Origin of the sequence: Lacrimispora sp., from assembly GCF_032078915.1 — a bacterium.
Lineage (GTDB): Bacteria > Bacillota > Clostridia > Lachnospirales > Lachnospiraceae > Lacrimispora.
The window spans coordinates 129,612-142,063 of sequence record NZ_DAMAUN010000003.1 but is presented as its reverse complement, the minus strand read 5'-3'; the positions used below and the strand labels follow the sequence as shown (position 1 = coordinate 142,063).

Annotated in this window: 8 protein-coding genes and 1 pseudogene; 1 reads left to right on the top strand and 8 read right to left on the bottom strand. The window is 50.2% G+C overall.

The window, feature by feature from the left end:
* Window positions 1-60 precede the first annotated feature (60 nt).
* From ilvD to RT269_RS02590, 8 genes and pseudogenes are all read right to left on the bottom strand, one after another.
* Window positions 61-1,778, bottom strand: a pseudogene (gene ilvD, locus RT269_RS02625) (dihydroxy-acid dehydratase).
* A gap of 4 nt (window positions 1,779-1,782) precedes the next feature.
* Window positions 1,783-2,778: a sugar ABC transporter substrate-binding protein gene (locus RT269_RS02620; RefSeq protein ID WP_313180439.1), complete on the bottom strand. Its 996-nt coding sequence runs from the start codon at window positions 2,776-2,778 to the stop codon at window positions 1,783-1,785.
* On the bottom strand, window positions 2,775-3,734 hold the full coding sequence (locus tag RT269_RS02615) for an ABC transporter permease (RefSeq protein ID WP_313180438.1): 960 nt from the start codon (window positions 3,732-3,734) through the stop codon (window positions 2,775-2,777). The genes RT269_RS02620 and RT269_RS02615 overlap by 4 nt, the downstream gene beginning before the upstream one ends.
* Before the next feature lie 84 nt (window positions 3,735-3,818).
* Entirely contained in the window at window positions 3,819-5,258 is a 1,440-nt protein-coding gene (locus RT269_RS02610) for a glycoside hydrolase family 5 protein (RefSeq protein WP_313180437.1), read from the bottom strand.
* Between the two features lie 40 nt (window positions 5,259-5,298).
* A complete protein-coding gene (locus RT269_RS02605) occupies window positions 5,299-7,407 on the bottom strand; it encodes a glycoside hydrolase family 3 C-terminal domain-containing protein (RefSeq protein ID WP_313180436.1) in 2,109 nt (702 codons plus the stop codon).
* 43 nt (window positions 7,408-7,450) lie between these two features.
* Window positions 7,451-8,284 carry a carbohydrate ABC transporter permease gene (locus RT269_RS02600; RefSeq protein WP_313180435.1) on the bottom strand — a complete coding sequence of 278 codons (834 nt, stop codon included), beginning with the start codon at window positions 8,282-8,284 and terminating at the stop codon, window positions 7,451-7,453.
* A 1-nt stretch (window position 8,285) separates the two neighbouring features.
* A complete protein-coding gene (locus RT269_RS02595) occupies window positions 8,286-9,158 on the bottom strand; it encodes a carbohydrate ABC transporter permease (RefSeq protein WP_312446685.1) in 873 nt (290 codons plus the stop codon).
* A gap of 91 nt (window positions 9,159-9,249) precedes the next feature.
* A complete protein-coding gene (locus RT269_RS02590) occupies window positions 9,250-10,611 on the bottom strand; it encodes an extracellular solute-binding protein (RefSeq protein WP_313180434.1) in 1,362 nt (453 codons plus the stop codon).
* A gap of 225 nt (window positions 10,612-10,836) precedes the next feature.
* On the opposite strand from RT269_RS02590, the gene RT269_RS02585 reads away from it, so the two are divergent.
* Window positions 10,837-12,447, top strand: a complete 1,611-nt coding sequence (locus RT269_RS02585; RefSeq protein ID WP_313180433.1) for a helix-turn-helix domain-containing protein — start codon at window positions 10,837-10,839, stop codon at window positions 12,445-12,447.
* Window positions 12,448-12,452 lie beyond the last annotated feature (5 nt).

The following is a 12,452-nucleotide window of genomic DNA, read 5'->3' as shown; positions in this document are numbered from 1 at the left end:
TCCTTGAGTACGGTACGCATCAGGCGGGCCCGGATATCTCTTCCCGCTTCCCCTCGTTCCTTATTCTTCATATCCGGCCCCTTCCATGGCTGAAAGGGCATCCCTGGTGTATCTTGCCAATATCCCTTTCCGCTTCGGTCTGGGAATGATCCCCTCTTTTTTTCTTTCTTCAAGCACCTTCTCAACCTCCTCAAGCGTCCGTTCCTCCCCCTGGATTCCTGTCAGATCCAGGGTCCTGTCCTTCACACTGTAGGAAATGATGTCGCCGTCTCTCACAAAGGCAAGAGGCCCTCCTGCTGCTGCCTCCGGAGACACATGGCCGATGGCGGGTCCTCTGGTGGCTCCGGAAAACCTGCCATCCGTAACCAGGGCCACGCTTCCATTGAGCTCATGATCACAGACAATTGCCTCTGTAGTCATAAGCATTTCCGGCATGCCGCTGCCCCTTGGCCCTTCATAGCGGATCACAATGATATCACCTCTGCGGATCTCTTTTTTCACCACTGACTGGTAAGCATCCTCCTCACAGTCAAAAACTCGTGCCCTTCCTTTATGCTCCCACATCTCCCTGACGCATGCGGCATATTTAATGACAGCTCCCTCGGGTGCAAGATTGCCCCGCATAACAGCGATAGAGCCCTTTTCATCTGCTTTACTGACCGGAAAGATAACCTGTTCCCGCTTCAGTCCGTAATTGCTTAAATAGCCTTCATATCGCCGGAAAAAGCCGTCCTTCTCCAAATCTTCCAGATTTTCTCCCAGCGTCCTGCCTGTGACTGTCATTACATCAAGATGCAGCAGATTCTTTAATTCCCGTTCCACCATGGGAATTCCGCCTGCGAACCAGAAGGCCTCTGTCAGATGCTGTCCGCTGGGGTTGATATTTCCGATGTGGGGGATCCGGTGATTGATTTCGTCAAATTTTTCCGGTGCGACCAGGAGCCCGAGCTCCCTTGCCAGGGAAGTGAGATGGATGACTCCATTGGTGGACCCTCCGATTGCACTATGTATCATGATGGCATTCTCAAAAGCTTCCTTCGTCATGATCTGGCTGGGGCGGATATCCTTCTCTGCCAGCTTCATTATGGTTTGGCCTGCCCTGCGCGCCCATGCCAGGATATCCCGCATGGTGGCCGGAATCAGCGCAGAGCCATGCCCAGGGCTTCTGCCATGCATTGCATGGTACTGGCCGTTCCCAGAAACGTACATGCGCCGGCTGAGGGGCATCCCGTCAGCTTGTAATCCCTTATTTCCTGCGGAGTAATAGCCCCTTCCCGCTTCTGGCGCAGGGATATGTCTCCTGCCACCAGGGAAGTCGTCATCCCCGGCCCGTTCCTCATGCTCCCGCCGGGTATAAATATAGAAGGAATGTCAAGCCGGGCCGCTGCCTTTAATTGGGCGGGTATGGATTTGTCACAGGATGACGCAAGTACCATACCGTCCCATGGATACACGGAACCGTGGAGTTCTATCATATCGCAGATCGCCTCTCTGGAGGCCAGTATGTAATTCATTCCGTTATGTCCCTGGGCACAGCCATCGCAGATATCCGTAGTATGATACCCTGCAGGATACCCGCCTCTTTCAAACACGCCGTATTTTACCTGTTCCATCAGTCCCGAAAGATGTACGCTGCCCGGATGGCTGTCCCCATAGGCATCCTCAAGCAAAATCTGAGGCTTCTTTATATCTTCCTCATCCCAGCCGCTTCCCATCTGCAGGGCGTCAAACTGAGCCCACAGCTCCCGCTGGGGCGCGCTTTTCTGCTTTATATTCATTTAATTACCTCTCCGATTTCTCTCCATACGCTTTTATATCCTTAGCTTCCACCCATGTCACGTCAATTAAGTATTCCTTCTCAATCTCCCTCCCCTCCACTGCGTCCGCCAGTTTGTCCACAAGTGTCCTGCCAATTACCTGGCAGTTCTGGTCCACAATGCCTGTAATCAGGCCCTCATCCACACCGGCTGCCAGTGTAGGGGAATAATCGAATCCATAGTGGTACAGGGTTCCCTGCAGATTCTGGAATTTGATCGCCTCCATGGTCCCTGTAATGACAGACTCTGTTCCCAGAGTGAACACTGCCTTTAAGTCAGGATATGATATGATCTGTGTCTCCAATTGCTCTTTTGCCCTGGATACGCTTAGGTCGTTTATAATCCAGGTACACCAGGTAAACTGGGCGGCATCCTGATCCATCGCCTGGTTAAAACCCTCCTTAAGCCCTTTGTAACGCTCGGTCATGTTCTGAGCGGAACCACTGTAGGTAACGGCCGTCAGTCTCCCCCCGGTAATTCCCCGGGCTTTTAAGTCTTCGGCCCCCCGTCTTCCCAGTTCCATTCCGGCTTCATAATTATTGGTTCCGATATATGCCAGCCGGTTGCTGTGAGTCCTGATGTCCGTATCATAGGTGACTACTTTGATTCCATTGGCCATTGCCTCCGCTGCTTTTATATCAAACATCTCCGGTTCTAAGGCTGCCATAGCAATGCCGTCTGCTTTCTGATCGATCGCCTCCTGGACCATCTCAATCAGCTTCTGGGGCCGTGAGGAATCCCCAGGCAGCCCGGCTTTTATGATCAGAGAACACCCCCGCTTTCTGGCCTGATCCTGCGCGCTTTGAATCAACGGCTTCCAATAAGGTCCTTTTTCATTCAATGCAATCAGATACAGAGTCTTCCCCTCCTGCCGTTCAATAGCGGCGGTGGGCTGCCTCCCGCATCCGGACACAAAAAGGCATACCGCCATTCCGATTACCCAAATTTTAAACATTCTCATGCCGTTTCTTCCCTCTTCTTCCGAAAATAGTCCATCACGATAGCCGCCAGAATCATAAGCCCTGTAACTGCCTGCTGCCCGTAAGTATTTATTCCGGCCGCATTCATACCGTTTTTAAACACTTCTATAATAAGCAGCCCCAGAACCGCACGCACGATGCCTCCTGCCCCTCCTTCAAACCGGATCCCGCCGATAATCACAGCAGCGATGGCATATGCTTCCAACCCCATAGCTTCACTGGATGCGCCCACGTTCAAGTAGGACATAAGGATGATTCCCGCAATCCCCGCAAAGGCCCCTTCAATAAAATAAACCTTGAGAAGATGCCGTTTTACCTGGATGCCGGCCAGACTGCTGGCTTTCTTACTGGAGCCTACGGCATAGCAGTACCGGCCGAATATGGTACATTTCATAACAAGGACAACTGCCACAGCCAGGATCAGGAAGATAAGAAAATTGGAATAGAGGATATTGCCCAGCAGGTGGGTGTTGGAAATGTGGTAGAACCAGCCTGGCAGGCCGCTGATCAGAATGCCCCCTGTGAACATCTGGGTCAGCCCCCGGATCATATAGTTGCTTCCTACGGTCACTATAAACGGCTTAAGCTCAAACCGTGTAATCAGAAACCCGTTGAGAAGTCCCCAGGCACCGCCGCAGAGGATACCAAGAGCCAGGCATGCTGCCGGATTCATTCCCCGCACCGCCAGATAAGCAGCCGTCGTTCCTGCGCAGGCCATGATGGCCCCGCAGGATAAGTCAATCCCGCCAGAGATCATGAGCATTGCCACTCCCAGTGTGGCAATTCCCAAAATAGGCATGGAACGCAGGAAGCTGGCAAGGTTCCCTCTGGTGGCAAATACCGGTAACATATAAGAGAACACAGCCACCAGGAAGAGTAAAAGCCCAATCATCCAGTATTCTGCCATTTTTTCTTTCCAGACTATCTTTTTCCTCATCCCAAGTTCTCTCCTCTTTCCGTTATTCCCGGCTGCTTATTTACATATTTTCACATCCAATTTTAACAGAACAATGGATATTTATCAATGCAGCATATGTTTCAGAAGATTCAGATAAGGCTGGTTCTTCACACAGTTTTCCAGCTTGAAGCCTCCGGCGATGCGCTCTAAGTCATCCTCACTGTATCCGGCAAAACGCCTGGCGTAAGCCGGCTGCAGCATAGCGCCCGCATAGCCGTTTAGCACCCCGTAATTCATCACAAAAGCATTGGAAGCTTTGTCAATCCTGGTTTCTCCCATCACATCCAGGATATAATCGGCAAGCGCCCGGGATTTCTTTCTGCCCTCCGCCACCCCTGCATAATCTGCGACAAAATTCTCAGCTCCCAGGATGCGTTTTTGTTCCTGGACCGGCTGGATGATCTTCATATATTCGCTCTCCGGATCTAAGAATACCCACCCCATAATCCCGGGGTCCTTATAAGTCCAGGTGGTCCAATGGACTCCATACGCGTTGTAAATATCCAGCTGGTCCTCCATAGATGCCAGGCGGTATGGAAGCTCCTCCGGAAAACCATGATACTGGGAACCGAACTCCCCTACCCACAGGGGTACCTGGTGCTTCAAGGCAAACTGTGTCCCCTGGTGGTTAAGGAATTCAGTCCTCTGCTTATTCTTATCCCAGTACACCCCGTTATAATATCCCGGGTACGTCCCCGGCCCATATCCCGGCGGTATATAGTTGTGGCTGCTGTACACCAGATTATCCTCAAAAGGTATCTCAAGCCCTTCAAAATTCCTGGAATAATTATCCCCCTCCAAAAACAGGATGTGCTTTTTATCAATTCTTCGAACCGCATCTGCGATCTCCCGGTACAGTTTGTTGATTGCTTTCCAGTCGGACTGATAGAACTCATAAAAGTCATAGGCATGTTCGCCGGTGGGCGTTCCTGTGGATGGCTCATTCATCAGGTCGTAGCCTGCCACCGCATTTCTGTCCCTATACCTTTGTGCAATCGCCTCCCAAAGTGCTATGATCCGTTCCTGAAAATGGCGGAAGCTCCAGAGAAGAGCCGCCCCCCGCTCGTTATCACTGTGCCAGTGGCAGTTCTGCCATCCGGACAAGGCATGCATATCCAGGATTACGTAGACCCCCTGGCGTTCACAGGCATCCAGTAGGGCATCCAGCCGCTTAAATCCCTCTTCCTTATATATAAAAGGATTTTGGTCATCCTCAAAATGCCGGTAACTCAAAGGAATGCGGATGCAGTTGGCTCCGGTTTCCCGGATCAGCCGGATATCCTCCTCAGCCAGGAAGTTGTCAAGGATGGTCCCAAAGAACAATTCTGCCTTGCCTGCACCAATGGCCTTGGCCATCTCCCTCTTCATTCCGCTCTCAGTACCCGGATATCCGTTGATAAAATCTTCCATGTTCATCCAGCCACCCACGCAGGTTCCGCGAAGGTACACAGGATTTCCTGATTCATCCACGATTTTACCATTTCTTACCTGTAATAAATCCATTTTATCTCTCCTTCTTCAGCTTTCTTTCACACAGTCCCCTTTACAGCACCACCCGGACGTTTAAGGGTTCGGAGCCTGTAAGCAGACAGCTCCTTCTGTCAGGCTGGCTGCCGCCCGCATAAATATCGTACCGATGCCCATCCAAGCGGCGGTCCCCGTCCTGGTCCACCACACAGAAGGCCAGACCCGGAAGACAGAAGCTTACCTCCCTCTCCTGCCCCTTTGCAAGACTCACCCTGGCAAAGGCGCACAGGGAATGATTTCTCACTGCGAGAGGAGAATCTAAGTTCTTTACATACACCTGAACCACTTCCTCACCATCTGCCGGTCCTTCGTTCCTGACCTTCACAGATACGGACACGCTGCCGTCACCTGCAGGGGCGCACTCTAAATCCCTGTACCGGAAGCTGGTATAGGAAAGGCCGAATCCAAAGGGATAAAGGGCTTCTTCCTTCATATACCGGTAGGTCCGGTTTTTCATGCTGTAGTCCTCATAGGGAGGAAGCTCCTCCTCAGACCGGTAGAAGGTGACTGGAAGCCTGCCTGAGGGGCTGGTCTCCCCAAAGAGGACTCTGGCTACTGCCGTTCCGCCCTCAGCCCCGGGATACCATGCCTGCAGAATTGCTTTTACGCTTTCCGCCTGATCCAGCCACGCTAAGTCCATGGCGCTTCCAGACATATTTATCACCACCAGCGGTATGCCAGTCTCTATGAGTGCCGTCAGCAGGCGGCGCTGGGATTCAGGAAGGGCCAGAGTGGGCTTATCCGCCATACTGACCGCCTCATCAAAACGGTTACCCAGATCCTGCTGTTCCCCCTCATACCGCTCATCCAGTCCCACGCATACAATGGCCAGCCCAGCCTTAAGGGCTGCAGTCACCGCCTCGCTTATGCGGTCTCCCGGCAGTGCCAGCCGTTCTACACGGTCCTTCATGGTATGGCAGCCTTCCGAGTAAAAGATTCTGGTATTCTCATCAAGAAGATTCTCTATCCCGTCCAGTACCGTCACATACCGGGGCGCTGTGCCGTGGTAATTGGCGATGAGCGGCCAACGGCTGTCCGCATTTGGCCCGATGACAGCCACCTTCTTAAGCTTCCTGTCAAGAGGAAGAAGCCCGTCATTCTTTAAGAGGACCATGGATTTTTCCGCCGCGCGGATAGCCAGTTCTCTGTGTTTTTTGCATCCCACCGTCTCATAAGGAATCTGGTTGTAGGGGCAGTCCTCATCAAACAGCCCCAGACGCATCCTGGTACGCATTGCATGCACCGCTGCCTCTGTAATCTCCTCCTCTGTCACCAGGCCCTGTTCATAGGAACTTAAAATATGCAGGTAAGTATTTCCGCAGTTGATGTCGCAGCCATTTCTCAGGGCCATGGCTGCGGACTGGGCGGCAGTATCCGTCACATGATGATTTTCATGGAAATCCTTGATGGCCCAGCAATCCGACACAAAATACCCGTTAAACTTCCACTTCTCTTTCAGAATATCCTGTATCAGCGTTTTGCTGCCACAGCACGGCTCTCCGTTGGTCCGGTTATACGCTCCCATGACCCCTTCCACCTTACCCTCGGTGACACAGGCTTCAAAGGCAGGAAGATAGGTCTCCCACAGATCTTTATTGCTGACTCTGGCATCAAAGGTATGGCGCTGTTCCTCCGGTCCGCTGTGTACCGCAAAGTGTTTGGCACAGGCTGCCGCCAGTAAGTATTGGCCCTCTCCCTGGATTCCCTGTATGAATCCCACGCCCAGTCTGCCGGAAAGATATGGATCTTCTCCATACGTCTCATGGCCTCTTCCCCATCTGGGATCACGGAAGATATTCACATTGGGAGACCAAAGGGTCAGTCCTTTATAGATATCCCGGTCCTCCAGGGCCGAATAGGCATTGTACTTTGCTCTTGCTTCCATGCCCGCCGCAGTGCCGATCTCTTTCATCATCTCCACGTCAAACATGGCCGCCATACCGATGGCCTGGGGAAACATGGTTGCCGTCCCCGCCCTGGCCACGCCATGAAGCGATTCATTCCACCAGTGGTATCTGGGGATCCCCAGCCTTTTGACTGCCGGGGCATCAAATCTTAGCTGGGAGGCCTTCTCTTCCAGGGTCATCTGACCGACTAACGCCCTGGCCCTCACTTCAAAATCCATATTAGATCCTCTCCTCTCTTCTATCTGTCTCTTCCAGGCTCACTCAGCCTTTTACCGCTCCCTGGGTCAGTCCGTTAACTACCTTTTCCTGTGCAAAGAAGTACAAGAGGATGACCGGAAGCGATCCGATCAGGATAGCAGTAAGCACTGCCGGTATATTTACAGACTGCATGCCGTAGAATTCCCGGATCCCTAAAGGCAGGGTCTTCTTTCCCGTGCTGTTGATCAGCACATTGGCATTAATGAATTCATTCCAGATGTTCAAAAATGTATACACCACGATTGTGGAAATAGCCGGACCAGACAACGGAAGTATGATATTCTTAAAGGTTCCCACGATGCTGCAGCCGTCAATGATGGCCGCTTCCTCCAGCTCCTTTGGTATCTCCCGGAAGAACTGGGTCAAAATGAAAACGGCAATGGGAATATTATAACTGACATAAGGCCCCACCAGGCCGGTTAAGGTATCCGTCAGGCCAAGGCTGCTTAAAAGCGTGAATGTGGGGATCAGAGTCGTATGTACCGGGATCATCATTCCTGCGATAATAGCAAAGTAAAGCAGATTTCTCCCTCTGTATTTAAGCCTTGCAAAGGTAAAGGAGATCATGGACGATACGACCACAATGATGAAAACACTGACTCCTGACACCACAACGCTGTTTAAGAAGTACCGGAGAAAATCCGGTTTTAAGACCAACTGGTAATTTCCGAAAAACGGCTCTTTGGGCAGTCTCCAGATATTGGTTAAGTACTCCCCCATGCCTTTAAAACTGTTGATGACCAAAAACACAAAGGGGAATCCTGTAATCAGTGCAATAACGATGCTGATCCCGTAGAGTATGGTATTCTTTAATTTTCTTTTTAACAACACGCCCATATTATGCCGCCTCCTTATCTCTCGTAATGTAAAGGAACATGCATGCTATGGCAAAACACAGAATGAACATGCTGGCAGCAATGGCGCTGGCATATCCCATACGGAATTCCGTAAACCCTTTCTTGTACATGTAGGTGGCCATCAGCTCGGTCGCCCTGTTGGGCGCGCCGCCCATCATGACATAGAATAAGTCAAAGTATTTTAAAGATCCCACCAGCTGCAGGACCGCCGCCGAGCGCAGGGTCGGTACAAGCAGCGGAAGGGTGATTTTCCAGAAACACTGCGTTCCATTTGACCCGTCGATCCTGGCCGCCTCATATATGTCCGTCGGGATATTGGTCAGTCCCGCCTTTAATATTATCATATAAAAGGGAATAAACTGCCAGCATATGACGAACAGAATGGAAGGCATGGATGATCTCCCTTCCAGAAAAGCAATGCTTTTTAACCCCAGCTTCTGCATGAGACTGGCGATCAGGCCAAAATAGGGATCATAAAACAGAATCCACATGATACCGGTAGCAACCGTGGACAGCAGCATCGGCATAAAAAACACCGTACGGAAAAACCTTGTTCCCTTAAGCTCCTGATTGATCAGCAGTGCTAAGAGCAGGGCTCCGGGGAGCTGGATAGCCACGGAGACAATGACCAGGATTACGTTATTCTTCATGGCATTCCAGAACAGGGAATCCCCAAACAGCTCGATGTAATTCCCAAATCCTGCAAAGGTCCTGTTGGCGCTGATCCCCTTCCAGTCCATAAAGCTGTAGATGAATGTCCTGACGATTCCCACTACGTTAAATGTTCCGTAAAACAGCAGGGCCGGGAGCACGAACAGCGTTATGATCCCAATATGTTTATTTCGTTTGCTCATATAATCACTCCTTTTCACAGAGGACGATCCGGAACGAGGGCGTTGCAACATGCATTCTGCCATGCAACACCCTCTCCATCCATGTCATGTATTATTTCTTAACCAGATCCTTCTGTGCCAGTGCTTCCATGTCAGCGGCCGCCTGCTCTGGCGTGGTGGTGAGTCCGAAGAGGTCGTAAGTGGTCTGCTTATGTAAGTTTCCAAGCTCTGTTGGCAGGAACTGATCGTAGAAGTTCTGCATATAGGATGCATGAACCAGAAGCTCCTCCATCTGCTGCAGCTTGCTGTCCTTGATTTCCACACCCTTTATTCCGGTAAGGATGCCGGCGGTATCAGACATATCCTGCGCATACTCCTGATCGGTTAAGACTTTTACCAGTTCCATCGCTTCTTTGGGATTTTTGCAGGAAGCAGAGATGGAATATCCGTTGCCGCCTCCTAAGATCTCGTCTGCCTTCCCTTTGCCGCCTTCTATTACAGGGTAGTTGAACAACCCAAGATTATTCTCGTAGAAATCCGGTTTTTCAGACTTACAGTTGGATACGAAACTGTTGGTCTGTACAATGTGAGCTGCCTGACCGCTGTAAAACAGCATTCTGGATCCTCCGGTATCATAGTTGATACCATTGAGGCCTTCGGGGTAATATCCTTTCTTCACCCAATCCTGGATCCTCTGTCCGGCCTTAATAAAGCTCTCATCCTCAAACGTTGCATTGCCGGTACGGTTATAGGCGTCAAGGAATGTCTGGGAGCCTCCCTCTCTAAGGGACAGCCATATAAAGGTAAGCGCACCCGGCCACTGGCTGGAATTGCCCTCGGCAAAGGGAATGATTCCATGTTCCTTAATAACTTCACAATTGGCCTCAAGCTCTTCAACCGTCTCCGGAACCTTAAGTCCCAGTTCCTTATAAATCTCGGTATTATAGTACACAGGGGCCGCGCCTGCCCTAAAAGGCACTGCCCAGTATTTCCCCTCAAGCTCGAAAAGAGACAGTGCCGACTCGTGGTAGATGTCAGAGATGCTTCTCACGTCCTCGTCAATATCAAGCACTTTTCCCTCTTCCACAAAAGACTGGAGCCATCCGCCGCCCCATGAGATGAATATATCCGGCTCCTGTCCGGCTGCCATTGCGGTGGTAAGCTTGGTCTTATAAGGGTCGTTCTCCATGGGCACCTGTTCCACTTTCACATTGGGATGGCTGGCCTCAAATCTCTCAATACAACGTTTCACTACCTCCTGCCGTTTGGCGTCATTTTCAATATGCCACAGCGTAAGGGTGATATCCTCTCCGGTCTTTGCCTCACCTCCCTGGCTCTCCGCTCCCCCAGCGGAGACCTTTGAAGCCGCCGTACCATCTGCTGCGGCGCCACTTTGGGAAGTCCCGCTGCAGCCTGCAAGGGCTCCTGCTCCCATAGCTGCTGCCAATACACATGCAATAATCTGTTTGTTCATACTCCTTCTCCTTTCTCCATCAACCTGTTCACAGGTGTTTGATGGAACTTATCATAAGATTCTTTTGGGCTTTTTTCAATGCACCGTTTTTTAGAATATGTGTAATATTTCTATTTTTATATATTTACAGCATATTTTTTATGCATTTTTACTAATTCCTCCATTTACACTACCATTTTGGTATGCTATATTAATGACAAATTGATAAGAGAAAGAAGGGGTCCTGTGATAAGTGAAAGAATGAAGGTTCTCATAGCCGACGATGAATTCCTGATCTGCGAGCTGATTAAAAAGATGATCTTATGGGAGGAACTGCAGTTGGAATTTGCTGGCTGCGCCCACAACGGGCAGGAGCTGTTTGAGCAGATTCAGGAAATACGCCCTGCCATCGTGATTACAGACATCAGTATGCCTGTTTTGGACGGCATTGAGCTGATCCGCCAGACACGATATTTAAATATTCCCTGCCGCTTCATCATCGTAAGCGGCTATAAACAGTTTGAATACGCCCACAATGCCTTGAAATATTCGGTAGATGACTATATTTTAAAACCCATCAATGAAAACGAACTGAACCAGGCCCTTAAGAAAATCCTGGAAGAATTGTACAGCCACCAGTCCCAGGCTGCAGGTGAGGCTATGCCCGCCATCCACACAGAACATCCCGGCAGATCCTTTTTCTTAAAGCGTATTATATGGGAAATCCAGGACGCTGCTGTCCCGCTGGAGCAGATCATCGGTGAATATGGCATAGACTTTAAACCCGGACTGTTCTGTATCCTCTGCCTCAAGCTGGACTTCGTCAACCAGAGTGCCGATAATCTGGATAATATCGGCTCCTTAAACAAAAAGCTGATCTCCATGTTCCACGAGGAATTTGAAGACTTCTGCTTCCAGGTTCTTTCCTGCATGGAGGGCAGCGCTATCTATCTCGGCATCAATTATCCCCGGCAGGCGGCCGGATCTTTTTTTAGCCATCTCCAGGAGTTTTACCAGAAGGCCTGTAACCTTCTGGACCTGTTTGCCGGACTTAAGATAACCGTGGGCGTCGGGGATTCCTATGATAAGATCTCTTCCTTCGGACAGTCCAATAAGGACGCCATGGATGCCTCCTATTACCGCATACTGTCGGGCTGCGGCCAGATCCTGTACTGGAAAAAGCTGCCTCCGGTCCCGTATCTTACAGAGGTGGAAAAAAACTTATATTTACAGCAGTTCAAAAAGGCCATTGATTCCGTAAACATCACAGATTTCATGGCTACATTAAATCAGTTGTTTTTTAGGCCAAAGAGCTTGTTCCCACTGTTTGACATCATAGACATGCTGGGAGAGATATGCCGGATGCTTGTACGCATGGACTTATCTTTGGACCAGGAAGAGCTGCCCCTTGATTACTTATCCGGCCAGATCCACTATGCCATAGAAAACGCATTGTCTTTCGATGCCTTAAAGGCTGCCGTATCGGAACCAGTGTCCTACATATTTGAAAATATTCACAAGGCCGTCCAGGCTCAGAACACCCGCCCCATCCGCATGGTTCTCAAATACATTGAGGAACATTACACGGATCCAATCCGGCTGGAGGATGCAGCGCTTTTAGTGACCTTAAATCCGGCCTACCTTTCCAATATCTTTAAAAAGGAGACCGGTGAGAATTTCGTGGACTATTTAAATTCATACCGGATCGGTCAGGCCAGAGAGCTTTTAAAGGACTCCAATCTGTCTATCAATGAGATTGCATATTCCACAGGCTTTCAGGATGCCCGTTATTTCAGCAAGCTTTTTAAAAAATACGTAGGCATCACGCCGAAAGATTACCGAAAAATATACAGTTGACATGC

Coding starts and splice junctions, on each gene's coding strand:
- RT269_RS02620 (WP_313180439.1), bottom strand. CDS start 2,778: ATGAGAATGTTTAAAATTTGGGTAATCGGAATGGCGGTATGCCTTTTT.
- RT269_RS02615 (WP_313180438.1), bottom strand. CDS start 3,734: ATGAGGAAAAAGATAGTCTGGAAAGAAAAAATGGCAGAATACTGGATG.
- RT269_RS02610 (WP_313180437.1), bottom strand. CDS start 5,258: ATGGATTTATTACAGGTAAGAAATGGTAAAATCGTGGATGAATCAGGA.
- RT269_RS02605 (WP_313180436.1), bottom strand. CDS start 7,407: ATGGATTTTGAAGTGAGGGCCAGGGCGTTAGTCGGTCAGATGACCCTG.
- RT269_RS02600 (WP_313180435.1), bottom strand. CDS start 8,284: ATGGGCGTGTTGTTAAAAAGAAAATTAAAGAATACCATACTCTACGGG.
- RT269_RS02595 (WP_312446685.1), bottom strand. CDS start 9,158: ATGAGCAAACGAAATAAACATATTGGGATCATAACGCTGTTCGTGCTC.
- RT269_RS02590 (WP_313180434.1), bottom strand. CDS start 10,611: ATGAACAAACAGATTATTGCATGTGTATTGGCAGCAGCTATGGGAGCA.